Here is a 24,517-nt window from a genome sequence, read left to right as displayed (position 1 = left end):
GTGGTCGAGCTTCTCCAGCAGTGCGAGGGCCCGCCGCCGCTGACCGGCGGCGGCCGGGGCGCCGCCGACCCCGGCGTACGCGTCGACCTTCCCGGGCTCGCAGTCGATCAGGTAGCCGCCGGCCGTCCAGCGGATCGCCCGGGCGCCCGGGACCTGGCAGAGGACGCTGCGCTGTGAGCCGGCCGGAGGTGGCCGGTCAGTCTCCGAGCAGGTTCAGCGGCACGGCCGCGGCCAGCGCCGCGGTGCCCTCGTCGTTGGGGTGCAGCCCGTCCCCGGAGTCGTAACGGGGGTTCAGGCGCCACGGATCGTTCGGGTCGCGCAGCGCCGCGTCGAAGTCGATCACCCCGTCGTACTCGCCACCGCCCCGGATCCACGCGTTGAGTTCCGCTCGGACCCGCTGGTTGGCCTGCGTGTCGAGGCCGTCCGAGGCGCCGGCGAAGGGCAGCAGGGTGCCGCCGATCACCCGTATCCCGGCCGCGCGGGACCGCAGGATCAGCTCCCGGTGCCCGGCGATCATCTCGCCGGTGGTGCGGGCCGGCTTGTTGGCCAGGTCGTTCACGCCGATCAGGACGATCACGTGGCCCACGCCCGGGTGGGTGAGCACGTCGCGGGCGAAGCGCCGGAACGTGGCCGCGCCGATGTACGCCTTTTTGTCCGCGCTGCCGGTCGGGTCCTCATAGCCGAACAGCAGCCGGTTGCCGCTGAGCCCGGCGTTGAGCACCCCGCGGGGCAGCCCCTCGACGCGCAGCCGGGCGGCCAGCAGGTCGGGCCAGCGGTGATTGGCGTTGTCGGTGGTCGCGGTGCCGCAGGTGATCGAGTCACCGAGGGCGACGATCGCGGACGCCGCCCGGACCGCGCGGACGCTCAGCCCGGTCACCCACAGGTACCGGGTGATGGTCTTGCCGGGGCCCGGATCGGGCCGCGCGGTGGCGTCGCCGGCGACGATCAGGTTCTCCTGCTTCGCCCGGGGGCTGATCGTGCCGACCCGAACGCGTTCCGGCAGGTGGAGGCTGACGACCACGTCGGCGCCGGCCTCGATGACGAGGTCGGCGGGGTCGCTGACGAGCACCTGCCCGGGGGCCAGGACGGGGGCCGGCGAGCCGTTGAAGGTGAGCGGCCGGTCACTGCCCGGGACGGTGGCGCTGGACCCCAGGCCACCGGTGCGCACCCCGATCCGGGCGGCGCCGATGCGTACCGGTTCGGCGCCGTACTCGTTCGACAGGGTGAGCTGTGGGAGATCGCCGCCGATGCTAGTGTGCAGGACCTGCCGTACGGTCTGGTCGTCGAGCGTGAGGACCTTCTTCACCGGGACCGCGGTGGGGGCGGCCGCCCAGGTGCCGACCCGTGGGGGCTCACGTTCCAGGGTGGTCCGCTGCCCGGCGGCGCCGGGCGTGGCCACGACGAGCGTCGCGCCGCCACCGGCCAGCAGCAGGCCGCGGCGGGTGAGCACGCGGCCGACGGTGGGCCGGCCGGCTGGACCGGGCGCGTCTTCCTGACCCGATCGACCTGAAACATCGCTTTTCTTCTTAATGCGGGTAACGTACGGATAACGCCCATAGCTCGTCAAGCTGTCTCCCGGTGTGCGGCGCCCCCGGCGGCGCGACGTCCATCACACTGCCGGGGGAACCGTCACCGGGGTGTCACCCCGTGCTGCAGGTCAGGTTCTGCAGCTGTGTCGCGGCTGTGCCGGACGCCAGGAACCCGAAGGTGACGTGGCCGTTGGCCGGGACGCTCGCGTTCCAGCTCTCGTTGGTCACCGACACCAGGGATCCGCTGCTGGTGGCCTTCCCACTCCACACCTGGGCGAGTTTCTGGTCGCCCGGGAACGTCCAGGAGATGTTCCAGCCGTTCACCGGCGTCGTGCCGGCGTGCACCATGACCTCGCCCTGGAAGCCACCGCTCCACGCCGAGACGACGTTGTACATGCCGGAGCAGCCGCCCGTTCCGCCCGGTGTGCTCGGCGACACCGATGCGCTCGGCGAGACCGGCACGCTCGGCGAGGGCGAGGTGGGCGTGCTCGGGGACGGGCTGGTGGTGCCCCCGCCGCCGATCCCGGTGACCTCGCCGTTGCCGCCGTCGAACACCACGTCCGAGCAGCCGTAGAAGGTCTCCGTGCTGTCCGAGCGCGACCACACCGAGTAGATCAGGTGCTTGCCGGTCTTGTTGGCGGGCAACCGGCCGGTCCAGTAGTAGTGGCCGTCATCGGTGCCCGGCCCGCCATTGGCCGGCGGGTTGGTCACCTGGTCGAACGGTGTCGGCTCGAGGTCGCTCCAGGCGAGCGGCTTGGTCGGGTCGTAGCCGTCCTTGGTGATGTAGAGGGAGAACGTGCCGGGGTGCTTGGCCCAGTTGTTGTACTTGACCTGGATGTTCGCCCCGGCCGTCAGGTGCGTCGTCGGCCAGTCGGTGCGGGCCAGGTTGAACCCGGTGAAGTTGTACGGCCCGCCGGTCCCGCCGCTGCACAGCTGGCCGTCCGGGAGGAACCCGTTGACCCGCCCGGCCCCGTCGGACCGGAGCACGGCGAACCAGTTGTAAAGCGACGTGACACCGCTCGCCGCCACCGCCGCGGCGCAGGCCGCGTTCTTCGGCTCGATCGCGCCGGTGTTCGGGTTACGGCCGTCCTGGTAGCAGAACCAGGTGCGGCTACCGGGCACCTGGATGGCGCCGTGGGCTTGAGCTGGGCTGCTGGGCAGGGCCAGGAGCCCGGCCGCGGCGGCGAACAGGGCCACCGCGGCCATTCTGAGAATTCTCATCGTCACCCCTGGGGGAAGAGGCGGGCGTACTCGGCGTAGCCGGTGGCCACGTCGACCTGCGCCCAGAATCGGTGGTAGTTGAACGTCGGCGCGGCGCCGCCGTTCAGGTAGGCCTGGACCTTCGGGAAGTCCGGGTCGCTGCGGTAGAAGCTGCGGATGTCCAGGAACGAGACACCCGGCTGGATCACGTCGCCGTTCGGCATCTTGCCGCTCCAGCCCGGCGGGATGTAGATGCCCTGACCGGTGGACGCGTTGTAGACGTCGTCGAACCGGTTGTAGTCGGCACGGGTCTCGGTCACCGAGACGCCCTTGCCGTCCTTGTGCGTCCAGATCGCGTCGAGCAGGTTCTTCGCGGCCGTCTTCGCCGCCGTGTTGCCGGACTTGGCGGCGTAGAAGGTCAGCAGCTTCGCGAACGAGCCGGCGACACCCAGGTCCTGGCTCTTGTTCTTGACCGTGACGTGCAGGTTGGTGTTGGCCGCCGGGCTCGACGGGTTCCACGTGGCCGGCGCGCCGGACCAGGTCAGGTCGGACGGGATCTCGAAGCTGGTCGCGGTGATGGTGGAGTTGGCCAGCGCCCAGGTGACCCACTTGTCCAGGACCGACTTGGCCTTGGCGTCACCTGTCGTGTAGTAGTACTCGGCCAGCCGCTCCAGCGACCAGGTCTGCATGCCGAACCACTGGTTGGACGGCGGGTCGGAGTAGACCGGGGCCTCCACGTAGGCCAGGCCGTAGAAGGTCGGCGTGCCGGCCGGCCGCGCCGAGTAGTTGCCGTTCCAGCTGTTCGTCGCGCCACCGGCGATGGCACCCTCGGACGACTGGAGCCACTGGTAGAACTCGAGCTGCCGGGTCAGGCTGGCCTGCCAGTCGGCCTTCGCGGTCGGCGACTTCGGGTTGAAGGCGCTGACGTTGGACATGATGTACGCGGCCATCGGGTTCTGGTAGCCGAAGTGGCTGGTGCTGGAGCCGATGCGCCACGCCCATCCGGCGCTGGTGTCGTAGGCCCCGCCCCAGGCGTAGTACCACGACATCAGGTTGCTGGAGGCGTTCTTGCCGGTGCCCGCGGCACACGAGGTGGACGCGCAGCCGGGCTGCTTGAAGTACTTGTCGTAGAAGGAGTACCGCAGGTAGTCGCCCATCTTGGCGGCGTTGGCGACGGTCGTCGAGATCTGCGACTGCTTGCCCTGCTCGGTGGCCCACTGCAGGGCCCAGTAGGCGACCTGCACGGCACGGGCGTCGGCGTCCGGGGCGTTGGTGTACTTCCACTGCTTGGCGTAGGACGTGTCCTTGGTGAACAGGTCCAGGTAGCCGTTCGGGCCGCCGTGCTTGAACGTGTCGCAGGACGGCTGCGGCACGGTCTCCCAGGTCGACTCCTGGGTGCCACGCTGGAAGGTGTTGATGTAGGCGACGCGGGTGGTGCCGTCACCGCAGTGCCCGAAGCCGTACGTGTTGTCGACGTCCAGCAGCCAGTGCATGCCGTAGATGTCGTCGGTGCCGTACGCGCTCTTCAGCTCGGCGGCCAGCGGATCGGTGCCGACCGAGACGCCGGTGTCGAGCTGGGACGGGTACTGCGACGGGAGCGGGTACTCGGCCGCGTACGTCGCCGGCTTGGACGCGTTGTAGTTCGCGTTCGTCGGCTGGTCGGCGTGCGACGGGATGATGTACTTCTCCATCGTGGTCCAGGCGCTGTTGAACGGCGCCCAGTCGCCGGTGATCCGCGAGTTGGCGGCCTCCAGCCACAGCCAGTAGGAGAACGCCTCACTCGTGGTCTCGTGACCGTGGTCGGGCGCCTCGTCGATCAGCGTCTCGATCGAGTGGTAGGGCACGCCCTCCGGGCTGAAGTAGCCGTTGGCCGGGTTCTTCAGGTCGTTGTAGAGCTGCGTGAACCGGGTGTCCACCGAACCCGGCTCCGTGACCGTGACGCCCAACTGGGCGGCCGTGTAGCCGGTCGAGGTGGCCGAGATCGTCGCGGTGGACCCGGCCGTCGCCGTGCTGGCGGCCGAGACGGTGACCGACTGGCCGGTGCTCCAGTTCGACGTGGTGAAGGTGAGCGTCGCCGGGGTCACGGTGACCGCGGTGGAGCCCGCGGAACGGGCCACGGCGACCGTGACGTTCGCGGTCGGCGCCTTGCTCAGCGCGAGCTTGAACGTACCGCTCGCGCCGGGGTTGATCGCCAGCGAGGTGGCGTCGGCGACGATCGCCGGGGTGGTGGCCGCGTCGACGAAGACCGGCACGTCGGCGGTGCTGCTCTTGGTGCCGGCGTTGTCGTACGCGATGGCCTGCACGTGGTAGGCGGCGGTCTGCGCCGGCACCCCGTCCCAGGAGTACGTGTACGGCGCGGCCGTGTCGGTGCCCAGCAGCAGGCCGTCGTGGTAGAACTCGACCTTGCTGATGGTCTGCCCGCCGGCCGCCGTGGCGGTCGCCGCGATCGGGATGGACGCGGGCGCGGTGTAGCGGGTGTTGGCCGCCGGGCTGGTGATGGCCACGGTCGGCGCGTTCGCGGCCTGGTTGCAGGCGGTGCCGTTGAGCGTGAACGCGGTCGGTACCGGGTTGGCCGAGCCGAAGGTGCCGTTGAAGCCGGTGCCCACGGTGGCGTTGGTGCCGAGCGAGCCGTTCCAGGCGGCGTTGTTGACGGTGACGTGCTGGCCGGTCTGGCTGTAGACGCCACTCCAGCCCTGCCCCGCCTTCTGGGCGGCGTCCGGGAAGTCGAACTCGAGCTTCCAGCTGGACAGCGGGTCACCGGTGTTCTTGATCTGGATGTCGCCGGTGAAGCCGCCGGGCCACTGGCTCTGCACCTTGTAGACGACGGTGCAGCCGGCCGCGGCATAGGCCGGGGCGCCGGCCGCGAGGGCCGCTCCGGCGCCGAGAACGGCGACGCCGGAGAGTGCCAGCCTGCGTCGCAGGCGGTGTCTGAATGGACTCACGGGGGATGTTCCTCTCCGCCGGGTTCCCAGGCGGCCCGTAGGCCGCCCGGGGACCGGCCTACGGGGTGGTGGAACAGCTGATCGGGGACGGAACGGGGTTGGTGGTGCCGGTGTTGCCGCCGAGGAATCCGAACGTGGTGGACGCCCCGGACGTGAGGGTGCCGTTGTATCCGGCGTTCACGACGGTTACCGCGGCGCCGGACTGGGTGGCGGTGCCGCCCCAGCTCTGCGTGACGGTCTGCCCGGCCGTGTAGGTCCAGCCGACCTTCCACCCGGTGGTGGTGGCCGTACCGGTGTTCTTGACGGTCACCTCGCCCTGGAAGCCGCCGCCCCACTGCCCGGTCACCTTGTAGGTGGCGGTGCAGCCGGCGGAGGTGCTCGGCGAGACGGAGACGGACGGGGAGACCGTGACCGACGGGGACACGGAGACCGAGACCGACGGAGAGGGCGAGCCCGGGGAGGCGGAGGCCGACGTCGACGGGGTGGGCGAGGTCGGCCCGCCCTGCCGGTCGGCGTAGAGGATGCCGCGGCCGTTGGTGCCCAGGTAGACCCGGCCGTAGACGCGCGGGTCACCGGCCAGGGCGTCGCCGGCGTTGCCGTACTGGTGCTTGTCGTCGTTGATCCGGACCCAGTAGGCCCCGGTGTTGTCGGACCGGAACACGCCGTCCACGCCGTCGACCGTGCCGACCAGGTAGACCGCCGGGGCGGTGGCGCCCGGAGCGGCCTTGCCGAAGGCCACGTTGATCCCCTCCGACACGCCACCGCCGATCGTGGTGAACGTCTGGCCGGAGTTGGTGGAGCGCAGCAGCCCGGTCTTGCCGGCCACCCACACCTCACCGGCGGCGCCCGGCACGGCCTTCAGGTTCACCCGGCCCTCGGTGGGCATCGCGGCGGCGGAGGCGGTGAACGTCGCCCCACCGTCGGTGGACGTGTAGAACTTGCCCGCGGCGTACCCGTAGAAGGTCTTGGGGTCGACTCTGTCGCTTTCGACCTCGGCCCCGGCCGGAATGCCGGTCGACGCGGTCCAGGTGCTGCCCCGTGTGGTGGAGTAGTGCACGCCCACGCCGGCCGGGGACCAGACCACCGCGTTGGCGTCGGCGCCGACCGCGACGGTGCCGCCGCCGGTCACGCCGGACGGCTCCTGGCCCTGGTACCAGTTCTTGCCGCCGTCGTTGGAGACGCCGATGTGCGGGGCGGCCGAGGCGTTGCCGACCCGGACGAAGAACTGCGGGTTGAGCTCGGCGAAGTCCAGGCCGGTGTTGCTTCCCAGCGCCGGGCTGTCGTGGAAGCTCGCCTGCACGGTGTCGAGGTCGGCGTGGTAGAAGCCGCCGACGTCGTAGAGGGCGCTGACCAGCGGCGCCCCGGTCGGCGGGCTGGCCAGGTCCTGGACCGCGGTCTCCTCGATGCCCTTGGCGAACGGCTTGATCGAGAAGGTGGTGTTGGAGTCCCAGTTGGTCAGCTGGGTGGTGCCGTAGAGGGTGGCGCCGGTGCCGTAGAGCAGCCGGTTGGAGTCGAACGGGTCGATCTCCAGGCTCTCGTTCATCCAGCCGAGCTTCGGGGTGCTCTCCGGCGGCTGCGGATTGCTGTTGAAGTCCAGCCACGGGTTGGCCGAGATGTCCATGGTGTAGCGCTTCGTCTGGCTCGGGTAGCCGTTCCAGTCCCAGATCCGGGTCCAGGTGGCGCCGTAGTCGGTGGACCGGAAGAAGATCGCGTCCGGCCACCAGGAGGTCTGGGTGGCGACCATCAGCGTGCCGGGCTTCTGCTTGTCGACGGTGAGCCCGGAGTAGCCGTAGTAGCGGTCGGCCACCGGGGTCGGCGAGATGTCGGTCCAGACGCCGGTGGTGGTGTCCAGCCGGGCGACCTGGCCGGCCGTCCCGTCGTACGGGCCGCCGGTGTCACTGGTGGCGATGAACAGGTACTTCCCCTGCACCACGCCCTTGTGCGCGAGGTAGCCGGTGGGCTGCCCGGCGATCCGCTCCCAGGTGGCGCCGGAGTCGGTGGACCGGTAGACCGGGTTCGCCTTGTCGGCGACGCCCACGTAGACGCTGGTCGACGCCGGGTCGAAGGTGACCCAGCTCAGCCCCTGGTTCTGGCTCAGGTAGCCGTTGGTGTCGGACGGGTCGGCCACGTAGTTGCCGACGTTGGGGAAGTTGGACACCTTGGCCCAGGTGGCCCCGTAGTCGGTGCTGCGCCAGAGCCCGTTTCCACCCTCGGCGGCGAAATAGACGTTCCGGTTGTTCCGCGGGTCCACGGCGAGGCGCTCGCCCATGCCACGGCCGGGCATGTTGCCGCCCACCTTGAACGGCAGGGCGGTCCGCTGCCAGGTGTTTCCCTTGTCGGTGGAGCGCAGGACGGCGCCGTTGTTGGGGTCCCAGCTGTTGGTGTACATGCCGACGGCCGCGTAGACCCGGCCGGTGTCGACCGGGTCGGGGGCGATGCTGAGAACGCCGTTGTGTCCCCAGTCGTCCTGACCGACCCAGTCGAGCAGCGGGGTCCAGCTCTGGGTGGACTGGGTCCAGCGATAGGCGCCGCCGATGTCCGTGCGCGCGTAGATGAGGTCCTTCTCGCCCGGGTTGAAGACGATGCCGGGGATGAAACCACCGCCGTCGATCCGGACGTTCTTCCAGGTGTAGGGCTCGGCGGGGGCGGCCGAGGCCATGTTCGGGCCAGACGCGACGGCGACCGCGGTCGCGGCCGTTACGAGGGCGGCGACGATCGCGCCGCCGGGGGACCTTCGCATGGGGGATGACCCTTCCATTGAAACACGTGAGTGGGAGCGCTCCCAGCAGCGTCGGTCTCCGTCATCTTCCTGTCAAGAGCCGGAAACTTTCCGCATCCTTCGCAGCACTCCCGGTTCAACTGCCGATGAGGAGGGAGCACGGCACGATGGAAGGCCACATTCAGTGACAAAAAGTGAGCCAAAAGGCTGTGTATCATTCGGCCGGAACACGCAGGTCGGTGCCATCGGCGGCACCGGCCGGCCGGCTCCGACGAGAGGCCGGTGAGCCACGCCCCCGATACGTGGTGTAACCGCGGGCCGGCATAGCGGTGGAGGAGATTGCATGAAGGTTTGCGTTGTCGGTACCGGCTATGTCGGTCTCACCACGGGCGTCAGCCTGGCCTTCCTCGGCCATGAGGTCACCTGTGTCGACCTCGACCAGGCCAAGGTCGACATGCTGCGCGGTGGCAAGTGCCCGATCTACGAGCCCGGGATGGAGGATCTGCTGGCCGAGGCGGCGCAGAACCTCACGTTCACGACCTCGTACGAGGAGGCCGTCCCCGGCGCGGATGTCGTCTTCGTCGCGGTGCAGACGCCGTCGGCCCCGGACGGCAGCCCGGATCTGCGTTACCTGCGCGGCGCCGCGGAGAGCGTGGCGCACGCTCTCCACCACGACTTCACCGTGGTGGTCAACAAGTCCACCGTCCCGATCGGCAGCGGCAACTGGGTGGACGCCATCCTGCGTGACTCGTTCGCCACCCGGGAGGACCGGCCGGAGGGTGTCGAGTTCGCGGTCGCGTCGAACCCGGAGTTCCTGCGTGAGGGCAACGCCATCGCCGACACGCTGTACCCGGACCGGATCGTCATCGGCTCGGACAACCCGCGCAGCCTCGAGGTGCTCAACCGCCTCTACCGGCCGATCATCAACCAGACGTTCACGCCGCCGACCTTCATGCCCCGGCCGGAGGACGCCAACGCGGTCCCGCTGGTCTCCACCGACCTGGCCTCCGCCGAGCTGATCAAGTACGCGGCCAACGCGTTCCTGGCCCTCAAGATCAGCTACGCCAACGAGATCGGCCAGCTGGCCGCCAAGGTCGGCGCCGACATCACCGAGGTCGCCCGCGGCATGGGGCTGGACCAGCGGATCGGCTCCCGGTTCCTGCAGCCCGGCGTGGGCTGGGGCGGCTCCTGCTTCGGCAAGGACACCAAGGCCCTGATCGCCACCGCGTCCGAGTACAACCTCGAGATGCCGATCGTGAAGGCCGCCCGCGACGTCAACAGCCGGCAGCGGGCCATCGCCGTCGAGCGGCTCCAGGACGAGCTGCGCATCCTGAAGGGCCGCAAGATCGGCCTGCTCGGGCTGGCGTTCAAGCCGAACACCGACGACCTGCGCGACGCGCCGGCGCTGGACATCGCGAACTCGCTGCTGGCCCGGGGCGCCCGGGTGAAGCTGCACGACCCGGTGGCGTCGGAGCGGTTCCGTGCCGAGCAGCCGGAGCTGGCGCCGTACCTGAGCGCGACGATCGACGACCTGTTCGCCGACTGCGACGCGGTCGTGCTGGTCACCGAGTGGGCGCAGTACCTGGAGCTGGACTGGTCGAAGTTCATCGGCCTGATGCGCAACCCGGTGGTGCTCGACGGACGCCATGTCCTGGACCCGGAGCGGATGCGCCGGATCGGTTACAAGTACCTCGCAGTCGCCCGCTAGAACACCGTCGCCGGAACCGCCGCATCCCTCGCCGGGGGGTGCGGCGGTTCCTTTTTGCGACAGTGGACCCGTATCGCCAGAAGTAGCGCCAACAAAACCGTCTCACCCAAGGTTTTATCCGGAAAAATCGGGATAATGCCCCGGTGAAACTCAGCAGACGGTAGGCTCTTCCGCCAATCTCCTTAACCGGTTAAGGTGCCGATGGGTCGCAGCGATATCGTTACCGACTCGATCGCGCGGAAATCATTGCGCAACTTGCTGGTTACCTCTTGACTGAGGGTCAAGAGGCGCTTCGGACGGCGGCGTCGTAAGACGCCGGAGGCGCTACAGACATAGGGAGCGGTATGTTCGTTCAACGTGGGAGTTCGCGATCGCGGGTCGCGCTCGCCGGTGCCCTCAGCATGGGGCTGGTCTTCGGCCTCAGCGCCTGCGGCGACAGCGACGACGACACCGGAGCCGACACCGGCGCGTCGGCGGCGGCGATCGACTGCTCGCCCTACACCGCGTTCGGTGACCTGAAGGGCAAGACGGTCACGATCTACACCGGCATCGTGACCCCGGAGGACACTCCGCACAAGGAGTCCTACGTCCCCTTCGAGAAGTGCACCGGCGTCACGGTGAAGTACGAGGGCGACAAGGCTTTCGAGACCCAGATCCTGGTCCGCGCCGAGGCAGGCAGCCCGCCGGACATCGCGTATGTGCCGCAGCCGGGTCTGCTGCAGAACCTGGTGAAGACCGGCAAGGCCGTCGAGGCCCCGGCCGAGACCGCCGCCAACGTCGACAAGTTCTTCGGCCCCGACTGGAAGGCCTACGGCACGGTCGACGGCAAGTTCTACGCCGCGCCGCTGGGCGCCAACGTGAAGTCCCTGGTGTGGTATTCGCCGAAGGAGTTCGCGGACAAGGGCTACCAGATCCCCACCACCCTCGACGAGCTCAAGGCGCTCAGCGACAAGATCGTCGCGGACGGTGGCAAGCCGTGGTGTGCCGGCATCGCGTCCGGTGAGGCGACCGGCTGGCCGCTCACCGACTGGATGGAGGACTTCATGCTCCGCCTCTCCGGGGCGGAGACCTACGACAAGTGGGTCAAGCACGAGATCCCCTTCAACGGCCCCGAGGCCACCCAGGCCCTGGACGCCGTGGGCGCCTACCTCAAGAACGACCAGTACGTGAACGGCGGCCTCGGCGACGTCAAGAGCATCGCCAGCACCACCTTCCAGGACGCGGGTCTGCCGATCCTCGACGGCCAGTGCTCGCTGCACCGCCAGGCCAGCTTCTACGCGGCCAACTTCCCGGCCGGCACCAAGGTGGCCAAGGACGGCGACATCTACGCCTTCTACCTGCCGGGCAAGGACGCCACCACCAAGCCGGTCCTCGGCGGCGGTGAGTTCGTCCTGGCGTTCGCGGACCGTCCGGAGGTCAAGGCCTTCCAGACCTACCTGTCCAGCGACGTGTGGGCGAACACCAAGGCCAAGCTCTCCTCGGGCTGGGTCTCCGCCAACAAGGGTCTCGACCCGGCGAACCTGACCAACCCGATCGACCAGCTCTCGGCCGGCATCCTCCAGGACCCGAACGCACAGTTCCGCTTCGACGGTTCGGACATGATGCCCGGTGCGGTCGGCGCCAACTCGTTCTGGAAGCAGACGACGGCCTGGATCATCGGTCAGGACACCAAGACCACGCTCGACAACATCGAGAAGTCCTGGCCCAAGTGACGAACTGGTAATACCGGGGCCGGTCGGGGGTCATACCCGACCGGCCCTGGCAGTTCGCCCCCATCTGTTCTTCACTTAACCTCTCGCTTGCACCAAGCCAAGGAGGAACGGGCCGCGTGTTCACCACCGCCTCCACCACCTCAGACAAGATCCTGCAAATGTTCGCGGCGATCCTGTTGTTCGCCGCCGTCGTCGGCCTGATCCTGTTCGCCGCCAGCCGCGTGGCCGGCAAGCGCGACCGTGCGGTCGCCGCTCTCTATCTCCTCCCGACCGTGCTGATGCTCGGCGTCGGGCTGCTCTACCCCGGTGTTCGCACCATCTACCAGTCGTTCTTCGACGCCTCGCTGAGCAACTTCATCGGCCTGGACAACTACACGAAGATCTTCACCGACGCCGAGCAGCTCACCGTGCTGCGCAACACGGCGTTCTGGGTGCTGGTCACCCCGTTCGCGGCGACCGGCATCGGCCTGCTCTACGCCATCCTGGTCGACAAGGCCCGGATGGAGTCGTTCGCCAAGGCGCTGATCTTCCTGCCCATGTCGATCTCCTTCGTCGCGGCGTCGGTGATCTGGAAGTTCATGTACGAGTACCGCCCCGACCAGCGCAACGTCGAGCAGATCGGCCTGGTCAACCAGGTCATCGTCTGGCTCGGCGGCGAGCCGGTGCAGTTGCTCATCGAGTCACCGCTGAACACCTTCCTGCTGATCGTGGTCATGATCTGGATTCAGGCCGGTTTCGCGATGACCGTCCTGTCGGCGGCCATCAAGGCGATCCCGGACGACATCATCGAAGCGGCCCGCCTCGACGGCGTCGGCCCGTGGGGCATGTTCCGGTTCGTCACGCTGCCCGCGATCCGCCCCGCGGTCGTGGTCGTCATGACCACCATCGCGATCGGCACCCTGAAGGTCTTCGACATCGTCCAGACCATGACCGGTGGCCGGTTCGACACGAACGTGATCGCCAACGAGTTCTACAGCCAGAGCTTCCGCAGCAACGACAAGGGCCTCGGCTCGGCGCTCGCGGTGGTGCTGTTCGTCCTCGTCATCCCGATCGTCGTGTACAACATCCGCCAGCTTCGCCGTTCGGAGGCGTGAGATGACCACCGCAGCTCCTCTCACCACCACGCCGGTGTCGAAGTCGGAAGCCCATAAGCTGTCCGCCGCGGCGGACGCGAAGAACCGGCTCACCTCGCCGTGGGCGTCGCTCGCCGCGGTCGTCCTCGCCGTGCTCTGGACGATCCCCACGTTCGGCCTGCTGATCTCCTCGTTCCGCCCGGAGATGGCGATCAAGCGGACCGGCTGGTGGACGTTCTTCTCCGATCCCGAAGTCACGCTGGACAACTACCGGGCCGTCTTCGACGACGGCGGCATCAACCTGGCCGACTTCTTCCTGAACTCGCTGGTCATCACCATCCCCTCGGTGGTGATCCCGCTGTGTCTGGCGTCGCTGGCCGCGTACGCGTTCGCCTGGATGAACTTCCCCGGCAAGAACATCCTGTTCATCGCGATCTTCGCGTTGCAGATCGTCCCGCTCCAGGTCACCCTGGTGCCGCTGCTGCAGCTCTACGTGAAGGCCGGTCTGAACAACACGTTCTGGACGCTGTGGCTGTCGCACTCCACGTTCGCTCTGCCGCTGGCGATCTACCTGCTGCACAACTTCATCAAAGAGGTCCCGGCCAGCCTCATCGAGGCCGCCCGCATCGACGGCGCGGGCCACGTGTCGATCTTCTTCAAGGTGCTGTTGCCGCTGCTCATGCCGGCCCTGGCCGCGTTCGGCATCTTCCAGTTCCTCTGGGTGTGGAACGACCTGCTGGTCTCGCTGACCTTCGCCGGCTCGCCGGAGATCTCCCCGATGACGGTGCAGTTGTCCAACCTGAGCGGCACCCGCGGCACGGCCTGGCATTTGCTCTCCGCCGGCGCCTTCGTGTCGATCGTCGTGCCGGTCACGGTGTTCCTCCTGCTCCAGCGCTACTTCGTCCGCGGCCTGCTCGCGGGCAGCGTCAAGGGCTGATCCCTCCGCAAGATCCCCGAAGGCCGCATTCTCCGCGCGAGGGTGCGGCCTTCAACCATTTCCGGTACGGGGTGAGGCGTCCCCGACCGCACCGATCGCCGTCCCGTGGCGCACCGCGACCATCTGCCGGGTCCGGCCCGCGAGGCACCGCCGGGCGGTGCTGCCACCCGGCGCCTTCCCGCCGGCGGCTTTCTGCGGGGTTCCCACCAGCGGCGCGGCGTGGCTTCTCACCAGCGGCGCGGCTTCTCACCGACGGCGCAGTGAGGCTTCCAGCAGGGCCGGGGGCGTGTCGAACTTTTCGTGCGCCGCCAGGTCCACCCCGGGCGCGACGATCTCGTCGATCGCGTCCAGCACGTCCGCCGGCAGCACCGTGTCCGCTGCCGCGAGTTGCGCCTCCAGGTGGGCCGTCGTGCGCGGTCCGATGATCGCGCTGGTCACCGCCGGGTGCGCGGTGACGAAGCCGAGGGCCAGCTGGATCATCGTGAGCCCGGCCTGGTCGGCGACCACGGCGAGCCGTTCGACGGCGTCCATCCGGGCCCGGTTGGACGCGATGGTGAGGTCGAAGCGCTCGGGCAGGATCGCCGAGCGGTTCGTGGTGATCTCCCGGCCGGCCCGGACCGCCCCGGACAACCAGCCCGACGCGAGCGGGCTCCAGGCCAGCACCCCCATCCCGTAGTCCCGGGTGGCCGGCAGGACGTGGGCCTCGATACCGCGCTGGAGGATCGAGTAGCTGGGCTGCTCGGTGACGTACCGGCCCAGACGGTGTTCCCGGGCCGCCCACTGCGCCTGCACGATCCGGTAGGCGGGGAACGTCGACGACCCGAAGTAGCGAATCTTCCCGGCCCGTCGCAGGTCGGTCAGCGCGGCCAGGGTCTCCTCGTCGCCGGTCTCCGGATCCCACCGGTGAATCTGGTAGAGGTCGACGTGGTCGACGCCGAGGCGGCGCAGGCTGTCGTCGAGCGCCGTGCACAGCCAGCGGCGTGAGCCGCCCCGGTGGTTGGGGTTCTCGCTCATCGGCATGGTGGCCTTGGTGGCCAGCACGATGTCGTCGCGGCGGCCGGCGATGGCCCTGCCGACCATCTCCTCCGACTGGCCGTCGCTGTACCAGTCGGCGGTGTCGATCAGGTTGATGCCGGCGTCGAGGGCGGCGCCGGTCATGGCCTCGGCCTCCCGCTGGGTGGTGTTCCCGATCCGGCCGAAATTCATGGCGCCGAGCACGAGGGCGCTGACCTGCACGCCGGTCCGGCCGAGGGTGCGGTATTGCATGGCGGTCTCCTCAGGTAACGTGAGTGGAACCGGAACCGCGTTCCGTTAACCAACATACGGAACCGTGTTCCGTTTACCAATCGGAGTGACGGAGGTAACAGGTGACCGCCGCGCCGCGGAAACGGGCCGACGCCCGCCGCAACGAGCAGACCCTGCTGGACGCGGCCGCCGCGGCGTTCGTGGCATCCGGCGTCGACACTCCGGTCCGCGACATCGCCTTCCGCGCCGGGGTCGGCGTCGGCACCATCTACCGGCACTTCCCGACCCGCGCCGACCTGATCGTCGCCGTCTACCGGCACCAGGTGGAGGCCTGCGCCGAGGCCGGGCCCGCGCTGCTCGCCGACAGCGCGACCCCGCACGAGGCGATGGCCCGCTGGATCGACCTGTTCGTCGACTTCCTGATCACCAAGCACGGCCTGCCCGAGGCGCTGCGCTCCGGCGACGCCACCTTCGAGACGCTGCACGCCTATTTTTTGGACCGACTCGTACCGGTCTGCGACACCCTGCTCGCCGCCGCCACCGCGGCCGGCCAGGTGATTCCCGGCGTAGGCGCCTACCAGCTGCTGCGCGCGGTCGGAAACCTCTGCATCGGCGCCGGCAGCGACGACCGGTACGACCCGCGCCGGATGGCCGCCCTCCTGGTCGCCGGCATGCGCGTGCCCCGATGAGCCTGACCATCCGGCAGGCCCCACCGCCGTCGGGACGGTCCCGGTGAACCCGCCCGGCCCTCACCGCCGTCGGGACGCCTTTGCGATCCGGCCGGTCAGCGGCGCCGACCGCCGCCGCGAGCTCGGGCCGTGACGCGGCCCGGGCTGCCGGGTCCAGGGCGAGCATGGCGGCCACTCCCCCACCGCCGGTCCGCTCGCGAACCAGCACGCTGACCGTCACGGCGACGGCCGCCCCGCCGATCGCCGTCGAGAGCTGCTGCGCCAGAGCGAGCAGGGTCGTGCCGCGCGGCGTCTCGGCATGGTCGAGGTCCCGCAACGTGATCGTCATGGTCGGCATCAGCGTCGCCCCCGATCCCGCGCTGAGCAGCACGGACGCCGCCACGATCCACGGGTAGCCGGCCCCGGTCATGGTGGCCACGGCCGGCCCGGCGCCACCGGCCGCGCCGAGGGCCGTACCGGTCAGCACGATCCGCCGCGGCGGGATCCGGTCGACCAGCCGGGTCGCCACCTGCGCCACCAGTCCCACCGTGATCGCCTGTGGCAGCAACAGGGTCCCGACCAGCGCCGCCGGATCGCCCCGCACCCCCTGCACGTAGAGCGGCAGCACCGACATCGTCCCGAAGTACGCGGCCCCGAAGCAGTTGAGCACCCCGAGCCCGGCCCGCAACGGCCGCCGCTCCAGCAGCCGCAGGTCGACCAGCGGCCGGGCCACCCGGCGGGCCCGCCGGGTGAAGCCACCCAGCAGCAACAGTCCGGCGACGATCAGCCCCAGACCGCCCGCGAAGCCGGCGCCCGCCGGGCCCAGCGGCCGGTCCAGCAGGGTGCCGCCGAGCACCATGTGGCGGTTCGGTGTGGCGTGGCATCAGCGGGCGTAGGGGCGCTCGCGGCGGGCGGTGCGCAGCAGGCCGGCCCACCAGGTGAGTTCGTGGACGGCGGAGCCGAACGCCTCGGTCACGTCGGCGGGCGGGGTGTATCCGGCGGGGCTCAGGTCGGACCACGGCCGGCTCAGGCCGACGACCCGCCGGGTGGTGACGATGTGCAGTTCGGCCAGGACGCCGCGCAGGTGCTCGGTGGCGAGCAGGCCACCGTGGACGCCGTACGAAAGGACCGTGGCCGGCTTGAACATCCACTCCCGGTAGTGCCAGTCGATGAGGCGCTTGAGACTCGCCGGATAGCTGTGGTTGTACTCGGGGGTGACGAACACGTAGGCGTCGGCGGCGTCGAGGCGCTCGGCGACCGGCGATTCGGCGCTGCCGCCGGGACGCAGTCCGCCGTCGTCGGGCAGCGCGCACTCGGCGCAGTCGATCAGGTCCACCTCGGCGCCGGCGGCCGCGGCGCGGAACGCCGCCCATTCGGCGAGGGCCCGCCCCATCCGCTGGTCACGGACGCTGGCGGAGATCACCGCGAGTCGCAGCGGCTCGTCGCCCACGGTGCTGGCGGTGGGTACTTCGGCAACGGACGTCTCAGTCATGCGGCCAGACTCGGCCTTCAACATATGTTGAAGTCAAGGCCCGGCGCGGAGCAGTATGAGGAAATGACCGCACAGCTCTCCAGCAGTTACACGCTGACGGTCGGGGAGGTTGCCGCGGACAGCGGGGTGGCCACCTCGGCGGTTCGGTTCTACGAACGCCACGGCATCGTCCGGGCCGAGCGCACCAGCAGTGACCAGCGCCGGTTCAGTAGCGACGCGGCCTGCCGGATCCGGGTGGCGAAGGTGGCGCAGCGGGTCGGCCTCACCGTCCGGGAGATCGCCGAGGTGTTCGCCGCGCTGCCGGACGATCCGGGCCCGGACGATTGGGGAGGCGTGGCGCAGACCCTGATCCGGGAGGCCGAGGAACGGACGGCCGCGCTCCGGTCGTACCTCTCGGAAATGCGCACCGGAGTGCGACTCTGCGAACTGTGAGTGACCACCCACGGGGTTGAAGGGCCGGCCCCGGGAAGTCCGGGGCCGGCGCGGGGTCACGGCTGGCTGCGCGGGCTCTCCGGGGCCAGCGTGTCGATGAACTCGTGGGTGTCGTGGACCTTGCTGCCCTTGCGGGCCTGCTCGGCCTCGGCGCGCATCTGCGCGGACACCGAGCCGGCGTCGACGCCCGGGATGGCGGCGACCGTGCTGTAGGCCTTGTCGGCGAGCGCGTACGCGGCCCGGTAGTCGTGCGACGCGAACGCCTTCGACGCGCCGCCCAGCAGCAGGTCGGCGGCCTTCAGCGCGGTCCGGCCCCTACCGGCCGGGACGGTCGCGGCGAGCCGGTTCGCGGCCTCCCAGTAGGCGGCGGTCAGGAACCGGTCGCTGTTGTCCCGGTCGAACTGGCTGAAGTCCCAGTTCACGTCGATGTAACTCATCATCGAGTTGTTCTCGTCGCCGGCGTTGGCGAAGTAGAACTCGCCGGCCGGGCCGTAGTCGACGCCGGTTGCGCTGTCGTAGCCGTCGTGCGGGTGGCTCATGCCCAGGTGGTGGCCGACCTCGTGGATCTGGGTGGTGGTCAGGCCGTAGCCGGAGGCGACCACGTCCGGGGAGACGAACGAGAACACGTAGCTCTGGTCGCCGTCGACGTAGTTGTCGTCGGCGAACCCGAGGCCGGGCGTGTCCACACCCTCACCGACCGCGTAGTTGAACAGCGGGATCTCGTAGTCCACCCTGCCCTGGTCGTCGAGGGCGCGGTCGAGGTTCTCGGTGTTGTAGAGGTACAGGTTGGCGATCGACGGGTAGCCGGTGTCCGGGTAGCAGGACTCGCCGGTCAGCACACCGACGTAGCACTCCTCGGCGCGGGCGTCGTACGGCAGGTCCTGCTGGTCATGGCTGAACCGGTTGCGCCAGCGCAGTTCACTCAACTCGTCGGTGAGCAGCTTCGGCGAAATGTACTCGGCCGACGCGTCGACACCCGGCCAGCCCTCGTACGTGTTGTTGTCGATGTCGAGGGTCCGCGGCGGGTTGGCGGTCGGGAGCTCCACCGGGTACAGCGGGGACGTGGTGAACAGCAGGTTCAGCGCCACGTACCGGGTGAGTTTGCCGAGGTCACCGGCGAGTGCGGACGGCGAGCGGAAGCCACCGGTGGCGTACTCCCAGGTCGGCGGCATCCGGTAGTCGACCACGCCGTCACCGTCGAGATCCGGGTTGTCCACATCGAAGTTGCTGGTCCAGGACTCCGGGCCGGCCGACAGATCGTGGAACCAGACCCGCCGGGTGGCGCCCAGGCCGGTCTCCTCGTCGTCGGCGGTGGTGCCGCCCCAGGCGATCAGTTTGCGGCTCTCCCGCTGGACACCGAAGTCGTAGCCGGTGTCCGGGTCGGGCTCACCGGTCTTCGTGTAGACGTGGTGCTTGAAGTCGCCGCGCCCGTACCAGTTGATGAAGAAGACGGTGTTGCGGCGGGTGTCCACACCGGCCGGCGGGTGGAAGGCCAGCCACTTCTCCACGCTCGGGGCGTCGATCGTGTGGTTGTTCGCGATGTCCAGGACGTTGTTCGCCTGGTCGTTGTAGGCCTGCTGGTAGGCGGTCAGCGGCGCCGGCTTCGCCAGCTTGCCGAGCTGCTTGAAGAACTGGTCCTCGTACGGCGTGCCGGTGTACGTGAGGCGGTAGTCGTACCGGTACTTGATGCCGAGCTTCTCGGTCACGCCGTACCACAGCCGGGAACGGACCACCGGCTCGTACTCCCCGGCCAGCTCGGCCAGGAAGCCGGACTTCGCCACCTGGGCCGGCTCGTAGCCGACGAACACCACGTTGACCGGCACCTTCTCGACGAGGCGTGGCTTGCCGCCCGGCTGCAGATAGCCGAACGACGGCGCGGCCGCGGCGGAGCCGGCGGGTCCCGCCGAGGCCGCCACGATGGCCGCGACCAGCGTCACGGTGAAAGATCGTCTCCATCCCATGTGGACACGCTGCCATCAACCTCCACCGATGGGAACCCCCGCGGTCCAGACATTGACTATCCTGACGGCCATGCCATTCCCAGCCCTGGAGATCCGTGGACTCTGCAAGACCTTCGGGACATTCCGGGCGGTGGACAACCTAGATCTCGTCGTCCGTCCCGGCACCTTCCACGGCATCGTGGGCCCCAACGGCGCGGGCAAATCCACCACGATCGGCATGGCGGTCGGTCTCGTCGTCCCGGACGCGGGCGAGATCGGCGTCCTGGGCGTCGACGCGGTCCGCGACCGGGGCGCCGCCCGCGCTCTCACCGGCGTCCTGCCCGACGGGCTCGACCTGCCGGAACGCCTCACCGGCGCGGAACTGCTGCGCTACAGCGCCGGGCTGCGAGGCCTGTCCCGGAGCGCCGCCGCCGAACGCGTCACCGAACTCATCGAGGTCCTCGGCATCACCAAGGCGGCCGCCACCCCGCTCGCCGACTGCTCCACCGGCAACCGCAAGAAGGTCGGGCTGGCCCAGGCGCTGCTGCACGCGCCGCGTCTGCTGGTGCTCGACGAGCCGTTCGAGGCGGTCGACCCGGTGTCGGCGGCGAGCATCCGCCGGGTGCTGCGCCGCTTCGTCGACGGCGGCGGCACGTGCGTGCTGTCCACCCACTCGATGATGCTGGTCGAGCAGATGTGCGACGAGGTCACCGTCATCCACCAGGGCCGCGTGGTGGCCGCCGGGCCGGTCGCCGAGGTGGCCGGTGGCGTCGCCCTGGAGGACCGTTTCGTCGAACTGGTCGGCGCCGAGACCGGCGGCGCCGACGGCCTGGGCTGGCTGATCCGATGAGCGGGATCGCAAGCCGACCCTCGCTCCGGGCCGGCGACGCGCGCGCCGGGATCGGTGCGATGAGCGCGGCCGGTTTCGTCGCCCGGATGCGGGTCGCGATGCTGCGACGCTCGCTGCGCGAGCATCCCGGGCCCGCGGTGGCCGGCCTGTGCGGTCTTCTCGCGGCCGCATGGCTGATCCGGTACGCGGTACGCGGTGACCAGCACACCCTCTCCATCCTGGCAGGCACCTGGGTACTCGGCTGGGTCGTGCTCCCGCTGATGCTGGGCGGTGGCCGCGGCCGGGTCCGCCCCTCCCACCTGCGCCTGGAGCCGGTCGGCGGCGTCACCGCGGCAGCCGGTCTGCTCGCCGCGTCCGCGGTCGGCATCGGCCCGGTGGTCTCACTCATCGCGCTGGCGTCACTGCCGGTGCACGCCGCCCGGTACGGTCCGGGCGGTGTCCTGGTCGCCGGGCTCGGGGCGCTGCTGCTGTGGCTGACCGGCCTGATCGGCTCGGCGGTCGCCCTGGAGACGGTCGGGCACGCCGGCGGCCCGGTCGGCGCGGTCGTGACCGGCGCCTTCACCGGCACCGTGATGGGCGTGCTCGGCTCGGTGTGGGCGGTCGCGCCGTGGATCACGGAACTGCTCGACGGGCCACCCGAACACATCGCCCCCTGGCTGCGCTACTTCCCCGGCAGTTGGCCGGTGTCCATGGTGTCCGGCCCGCCGCTCCAGGGCCTCTGGATGATCACCGGCCTGGTGCTGCTGGTCGCGGTGGCGGCCGCCGCCCATGTGGCACTCGTCCGGCGAACCCTCGTGGCCGGCTCCTCATGGCGTCCCCGCCGCCCAGCGGGCCTCCGTACAGGGACCCCGTCCGATGCCGCGGGTGCGAGCGACCCGGAGAGCGCGCGCGATGCGGTGAGCGTGGGCGGCGCGGGGCGGACTCCGGGCGGCCGGTGGGGGCCCGGGCCGGTGTGGGCGGTCGCTGGGCGGGAGCTGCGTACCTGGGTACGGCATCCGCTGCGGGTGCAGTATCTGGCGTTCGCGGTCGTCTACGGGGCGCTGCTCGCCGGTCTGCCGATGCTCGCCGGCGCGGATCTGCTCGTGCCGTGGGCGGGGGTCTTCACCGCGCTGTGGGCGGCGGCCATGTCGGCCGGGCTCGTCGGGCTGGACGGTACCGCTCTGTGGATGCCGTTCACCGTGCCGGGTGGGGAGCGGGCCGAGGTGCGCGGGCGGGCGCTCGCCTGGCTGCTTCTGGTCAGCCCGATCGCGCTGTTGCTGACCGTCGGCGGAGTTCTGGTCACTCCGCATGTCGACCCGTTGCCCGCTCTCGCGGTGCTGCCCGCCGTGCTGGGGGCGGGTGCCACGGTGCCGGCGTGGGTGTCGCTGCTGCGGGTTCGGCCGGTGCCCGATCCGCGGCATCCCACCTCGGCGGACAATCCGACCGACATCATCAGCGTGCTGGTGGCGTCCGGCGCCGCTGTGATCGCGTCGTCCGTACCGATGGCGTTGTTGATCTGGGGTCCGGAGAGCCTGCGCTGGCTCGCTCCGCCGGCCGGAATCGCGGCCGGCGTCGGCGCGTGGTGGGGTGGCGCGTGGCTGGCCGACGACCGGCTGGCCAACCGTGGCGCCGAGGTGCTGACCGCGGCCGGGCAGCGGACGCGCGCGCCGGAGACGCCGATCCCGGTGAAGTGGGACGCCGACTGGTACCGGGAGAATCGCGCCACCGCCTGGGCTCTGGCTCTGCTGACCGTCGGCTGGATCCCGGTCGTCCCCCAAGGGCTCATGGTGCTGGTGTTCGACATCTCCGGCGGATGGATCGTGGCGTCGCACCTGGAGGGTGGCGCCCGGACCGGCGCGGCCGTCGCGGCGGTCGCACTGGGTGGCGCGATGCTGCTGGCCGGGCTGGTGTTGTGGGGTCGCCGTCCCCGTCCGGCGGGGTGAACACGATCAGCGGTGTACCCGGCACCGGCAGACCGGGGGCCGGCGTCAGCGTCCGGCTGGGCCCGGTGGCCTCTTGGGCGATCAACGTCATGCGTTCGATCGGCCGAGGGCCGCACCCGATGACGGGTGCGGCCCTCGGCCGATCGAGCGGTGCGCTCAGTTCTTCCTCAGGGGACCGCGGGGGCCCTGGTCACGGTCGTTGGGACCGCCGTTCCAATGGTTGTCGTTCGGGCCGTCGTTCCAGCGGTTGTCGTTCGGGCCGTCGTTCCAGTCCCGGTTGCGGTCACGGTCGTTGAAGCCGAAGCCGTAGGTGACCTTCAGTGCCCACTCACCGCGGTGGATGCCACGGTAGACGCGGAAGCAGGTGTACCGCTCCCACCGTTCCTGCCAGACGCCGGACCTGCCGATCCGGTGGCAGGTCCGCGGGCTGCGGTAGAACCCGTGGATCCGCTCGCGGATCTTGAAGCCCTGCTGCTGCGTCGCGGCGGCCTTCGGCTTGGCCTCGACGGCGGTCGGCCCCGCCGGGGAGGCGACTGCCGGGCCCGCGGAGATCGCCAGGCCGGCGGCCGCGGCAACGCCCGTCATGACGAACGCACGCGTCGTCTTGTTCATCGGATCACTCTTTCCGCAAGAAAGGGTAACTTCTGGACAAGTTGGATCTTATGAATCGCCGCGATCTTCGACGGGGAACACGCACACCACGATCGGGTGATCTATCAGGAAAACCTCCCCCGGACAGCCGAAGAGCCCTACCCCGAAAAGGGGAGGGCTCTTCGGCTGAAAGTGGAACGTCAGACCGCGATCTTCGTACGGGCCGCCGGGCGGAGGTAGACCACCCAGGTGACCAGCACGCAGAGCGCGTAGAACCCGATGAACGCCATGTACGCGGCGTCGGCGTCCTTGTAGGTCAGGAACGACTGGCGGAAGGCCAGGTTGACCAGCACACCACCGACCGCGCCGATCGCACCGGCGATGCCGATGACCGCACCGGAGACCCGGCGGGCGCGCGGCTCGTCACCGGCGTACTTCTGCTTGAAGATCGCCGGGATCATCTTGTACGTCGAGCCGTTGCCCAGTCCACTGAGGATGAACAGCGTGATGAAGCCGAGCAGGTAGAGCGGCAGCGACCGCTGCTGCGCCGCGAACAGGACGATCGAGGCGCCCACCGCCATGGCGATGAAGTTGACGAAGGTGACCTTCGCGCCACCGAGCCTGTCGGCCAGCGCCCCACCGAACGGGCGGATCAGCGAGCCCAGCAGCGGCCCGAGGAAGGTCAGGTAGGCGGCCTTGATCGGCGTGTTGAACGTTTCCGCGAACTGCACCTGGAGCACCTGGCCGAACGCGAACCCGAAGCCGATGAACGAGCCGAAGGTGCCGATGTAGAGCACCGACATGATCCAGGTGTGGCCCTCCTTGGCGGCGGCGCGCATGCCGCCCTTCTCGTTGCGGGCCTGGGTCAGGTTGTCCATGTAGAGCGCCGAGCCGAGCGCCGCGATCACGATCAGCGGGATGTAGATGCCGGCCACGATGCCCGGGTTGCCGGCGCCGAAGACCGCGAGGACGAACAGGCCGACCAGCTGCACCGCCGGTACGCCGATGTTGCCGCCGCCGGCGTTGATGCCGAGCGCCCAGCCCTTGAGCCGGTCCGGGTAGAAGGCGTTGATGTTCGCCATCGAGGAGGCGAAGTTGCCGCCGCCGACGCCGGCCAGCGCCGCCAGGACCAGCAGCGTGTTGTACTCCACCCCGGGCTGGATCATGAAGGACATCAGCACCGACGGGATGAGCAACAGCGACGCGCTGATGATCGTCCAGTTCCGGCCGCCGAACTTCGCCACCGCGAACGTGTACGGGATCCGCAGCGCCGCGCCGACCAGCGTGGGAACGGCGGTGAGCAGGAACTTCTGGGCCGGGTCGAAGCCGTACTGCGGGCCCAGGAAGAGCACCATCACCGACCAGAGCGACCACACCGAGAAGCCGATGTGCTCGGAGAAGATCGAGAAGATCAGGTTGCGCTTGGCGACCTTCTTACCGCCGGCCTCCCAGAACTCCCGGTCCTCGGGCCGCCAGTCGTCGATCCAGTGACCCTTGAGTGTCGCGGCGCCGGGTCTCGCGGCCGTGATGTCGGCAGCGGGCAATGTCGCAGTCATG

The 24,517-nt window shown here is 69.8% G+C and carries 19 protein-coding genes and 1 pseudogene; 9 read left to right on the top strand and 11 right to left on the bottom strand.

Translation table 11 applies throughout. The features are described from left to right. Positions 1–196: 196 nt before the first annotated feature. From KZ829_RS13470 to KZ829_RS13455, 4 genes are all read right to left on the bottom strand, one after another. Positions 197–1,450, bottom strand: coding sequence for an SGNH/GDSL hydrolase family protein (locus KZ829_RS13470; RefSeq protein ID WP_220144211.1), 1,254 nt, complete (start codon positions 1,448–1,450; stop codon positions 197–199). Between the two features lie 190 nt (positions 1,451–1,640). Further along, positions 1,641–2,750 carry a lytic polysaccharide monooxygenase gene (locus KZ829_RS13465; protein WP_220144210.1) on the bottom strand — a complete coding sequence of 370 codons (1,110 nt, stop codon included), beginning with the start codon at positions 2,748–2,750 and terminating at the stop codon, positions 1,641–1,643. 2 nt (positions 2,751–2,752) lie between these two features. Next, positions 2,753–5,671: a glycoside hydrolase family 48 protein gene (locus tag KZ829_RS13460; RefSeq protein WP_308285462.1), complete on the bottom strand. Its 2,919-nt coding sequence runs from the start codon at positions 5,669–5,671 to the stop codon at positions 2,753–2,755. Between the two features lie 58 nt (positions 5,672–5,729). Then, positions 5,730–8,411: a cellulose binding domain-containing protein gene (locus tag KZ829_RS13455; RefSeq protein WP_220144209.1), complete on the bottom strand. Its 2,682-nt coding sequence runs from the start codon at positions 8,409–8,411 to the stop codon at positions 5,730–5,732. Between the two features lie 322 nt (positions 8,412–8,733). On the opposite strand from KZ829_RS13455, the gene KZ829_RS13450 reads away from it, so the two are divergent. The 4 genes from KZ829_RS13450 to KZ829_RS13435 all read left to right on the top strand — a co-directional run bounded on the left by KZ829_RS13450 (position 8,734) and on the right by KZ829_RS13435 (position 13,820). After that, the gene (locus KZ829_RS13450) at positions 8,734–10,098 is read left to right on the top strand and encodes a UDP-glucose dehydrogenase family protein (protein ID WP_220144208.1); all 1,365 of its coding nucleotides are present in this window, start codon (positions 8,734–8,736) and stop codon (positions 10,096–10,098) included. A gap of 344 nt (positions 10,099–10,442) precedes the next feature. Next, positions 10,443–11,810 carry an ABC transporter substrate-binding protein gene (locus KZ829_RS13445; RefSeq protein WP_220144207.1) on the top strand — a complete coding sequence of 456 codons (1,368 nt, stop codon included), beginning with the start codon at positions 10,443–10,445 and terminating at the stop codon, positions 11,808–11,810. Positions 11,811–11,968: 158 nt separating this feature from the next. Continuing rightward, complete coding sequence (locus KZ829_RS13440; protein WP_246635593.1) at positions 11,969–12,904, top strand: carbohydrate ABC transporter permease; 936 nt, start codon at positions 11,969–11,971, stop codon at positions 12,902–12,904. Between the two features lies 1 nt (position 12,905). Next, on the top strand, positions 12,906–13,820 hold the full coding sequence (locus KZ829_RS13435) for a carbohydrate ABC transporter permease (RefSeq protein WP_220144205.1): 915 nt from the start codon (positions 12,906–12,908) through the stop codon (positions 13,818–13,820). Positions 13,821–13,871: 51 nt separating this feature from the next. Here KZ829_RS13435 and KZ829_RS13430 read toward each other — a convergent pair whose 3' ends face one another. Next, positions 13,872–14,051: a hypothetical protein gene (locus KZ829_RS13430; protein ID WP_220144204.1), complete on the bottom strand. Its 180-nt coding sequence runs from the start codon at positions 14,049–14,051 to the stop codon at positions 13,872–13,874. 15 nt (positions 14,052–14,066) lie between these two features. After that, positions 14,067–15,086 (bottom strand): aldo/keto reductase, encoded by a 1,020-nt coding sequence (locus KZ829_RS13425; RefSeq protein ID WP_220144203.1) that lies wholly within the window; start codon positions 15,084–15,086, stop codon positions 14,067–14,069. A 101-nt stretch (positions 15,087–15,187) separates the two neighbouring features. Between KZ829_RS13425 and KZ829_RS13420 the strand changes: the two genes are divergently transcribed. Together KZ829_RS13420 and KZ829_RS13415 are read left to right on the top strand one after the other, a co-directional pair. Further along, positions 15,188–15,754: a TetR/AcrR family transcriptional regulator gene (locus tag KZ829_RS13420; protein WP_220144202.1), complete on the top strand. Its 567-nt coding sequence runs from the start codon at positions 15,188–15,190 to the stop codon at positions 15,752–15,754. Positions 15,755–15,918: 164 nt separating this feature from the next. Next, positions 15,919–16,149, top strand: coding sequence for a hypothetical protein (locus tag KZ829_RS13415; protein ID WP_220144363.1), 231 nt, complete (start codon positions 15,919–15,921; stop codon positions 16,147–16,149). Here KZ829_RS13415 and KZ829_RS44865 read toward each other — a convergent pair. Beyond that, positions 16,050–16,592: pseudogene (locus tag KZ829_RS44865) on the bottom strand (MFS transporter); the annotation flags it as partial. The gene KZ829_RS13415 and the pseudogene KZ829_RS44865 sit on opposite strands and share 100 nt — an antisense overlap. A 24-nt stretch (positions 16,593–16,616) precedes the next feature. Further along, positions 16,617–17,225: an NADPH-dependent FMN reductase gene (locus KZ829_RS13410; protein ID WP_220144201.1), complete on the bottom strand. Its 609-nt coding sequence runs from the start codon at positions 17,223–17,225 to the stop codon at positions 16,617–16,619. A gap of 63 nt (positions 17,226–17,288) precedes the next feature. Here KZ829_RS13410 and KZ829_RS13405 point away from each other — a divergent pair, with 63 nt between their 5' ends. Then, a complete protein-coding gene (locus tag KZ829_RS13405; RefSeq protein ID WP_220144200.1) occupies positions 17,289–17,657 on the top strand; it encodes a MerR family transcriptional regulator in 369 nt (122 codons plus the stop codon). A gap of 56 nt (positions 17,658–17,713) precedes the next feature. Here KZ829_RS13405 and KZ829_RS13400 read toward each other — a convergent pair whose 3' ends face one another. After that, complete coding sequence (locus tag KZ829_RS13400; RefSeq protein WP_220144199.1) at positions 17,714–19,594, bottom strand: zinc metalloprotease; 1,881 nt, start codon at positions 19,592–19,594, stop codon at positions 17,714–17,716. 94 nt (positions 19,595–19,688) lie between these two features. Here KZ829_RS13400 and KZ829_RS13395 point away from each other — a divergent pair, with 94 nt between their 5' ends. Both KZ829_RS13395 and KZ829_RS13390 read left to right on the top strand, forming a co-directional pair. Further along, positions 19,689–20,447 (top strand): ABC transporter ATP-binding protein, encoded by a 759-nt coding sequence (locus KZ829_RS13395; RefSeq protein ID WP_220144198.1) that lies wholly within the window; start codon positions 19,689–19,691, stop codon positions 20,445–20,447. Next, positions 20,444–22,369 carry a hypothetical protein gene (locus KZ829_RS13390; protein ID WP_220144197.1) on the top strand — a complete coding sequence of 642 codons (1,926 nt, stop codon included), beginning with the start codon at positions 20,444–20,446 and terminating at the stop codon, positions 22,367–22,369. The genes KZ829_RS13395 and KZ829_RS13390 overlap by 4 nt, the downstream gene beginning before the upstream one ends. A 156-nt stretch (positions 22,370–22,525) precedes the next feature. On the opposite strand, the gene KZ829_RS13385 is transcribed toward KZ829_RS13390, so the two are convergent. Then, entirely contained in the window at positions 22,526–22,981 is a 456-nt protein-coding gene (locus KZ829_RS13385) for a hypothetical protein (protein ID WP_220144196.1), read from the bottom strand. Positions 22,982–23,160: 179 nt separating this feature from the next. Continuing rightward, positions 23,161–24,516: a nitrate/nitrite transporter gene (locus KZ829_RS13380; RefSeq protein WP_220144195.1), complete on the bottom strand. Its 1,356-nt coding sequence runs from the start codon at positions 24,514–24,516 to the stop codon at positions 23,161–23,163. Between the last annotated feature and the right edge of the window lies 1 nt (position 24,517).

This window comes from Actinoplanes hulinensis (assembly GCF_019429605.1).
Lineage (GTDB): Bacteria > Actinomycetota > Actinomycetes > Mycobacteriales > Micromonosporaceae > Actinoplanes > Actinoplanes campanulatus.
Note: the sequence above shows the minus strand (reverse complement) of the source record. Positions and strands in the feature narration are given on the sequence as shown.

Coding starts and splice junctions, on each gene's coding strand:
- KZ829_RS13465 (WP_220144210.1), bottom strand. CDS start 2,750: ATGAGAATTCTCAGAATGGCCGCGGTGGCCCTGTTCGCCGCCGCGGCC.
- KZ829_RS13455 (WP_220144209.1), bottom strand. CDS start 8,411: ATGCGAAGGTCCCCCGGCGGCGCGATCGTCGCCGCCCTCGTAACGGCC.
- KZ829_RS13450 (WP_220144208.1), top strand. CDS start 8,734: ATGAAGGTTTGCGTTGTCGGTACCGGCTATGTCGGTCTCACCACGGGC.
- KZ829_RS13445 (WP_220144207.1), top strand. CDS start 10,443: ATGTTCGTTCAACGTGGGAGTTCGCGATCGCGGGTCGCGCTCGCCGGT.
- KZ829_RS13440 (WP_246635593.1), top strand. CDS start 11,969: ATGTTCGCGGCGATCCTGTTGTTCGCCGCCGTCGTCGGCCTGATCCTG.
- KZ829_RS13435 (WP_220144205.1), top strand. CDS start 12,906: ATGACCACCGCAGCTCCTCTCACCACCACGCCGGTGTCGAAGTCGGAA.
- KZ829_RS13425 (WP_220144203.1), bottom strand. CDS start 15,086: ATGCAATACCGCACCCTCGGCCGGACCGGCGTGCAGGTCAGCGCCCTC.
- KZ829_RS13415 (WP_220144363.1), top strand. CDS start 15,919: ATGGCGGCCACTCCCCCACCGCCGGTCCGCTCGCGAACCAGCACGCTG.
- KZ829_RS13410 (WP_220144201.1), bottom strand. CDS start 17,225: ATGACTGAGACGTCCGTTGCCGAAGTACCCACCGCCAGCACCGTGGGC.
- KZ829_RS13405 (WP_220144200.1), top strand. CDS start 17,289: ATGACCGCACAGCTCTCCAGCAGTTACACGCTGACGGTCGGGGAGGTT.
- KZ829_RS13395 (WP_220144198.1), top strand. CDS start 19,689: ATGCCATTCCCAGCCCTGGAGATCCGTGGACTCTGCAAGACCTTCGGG.
- KZ829_RS13390 (WP_220144197.1), top strand. CDS start 20,444: ATGAGCGGGATCGCAAGCCGACCCTCGCTCCGGGCCGGCGACGCGCGC.
- KZ829_RS13385 (WP_220144196.1), bottom strand. CDS start 22,981: ATGAACAAGACGACGCGTGCGTTCGTCATGACGGGCGTTGCCGCGGCC.
- KZ829_RS13380 (WP_220144195.1), bottom strand. CDS start 24,516: ATGACTGCGACATTGCCCGCTGCCGACATCACGGCCGCGAGACCCGGC.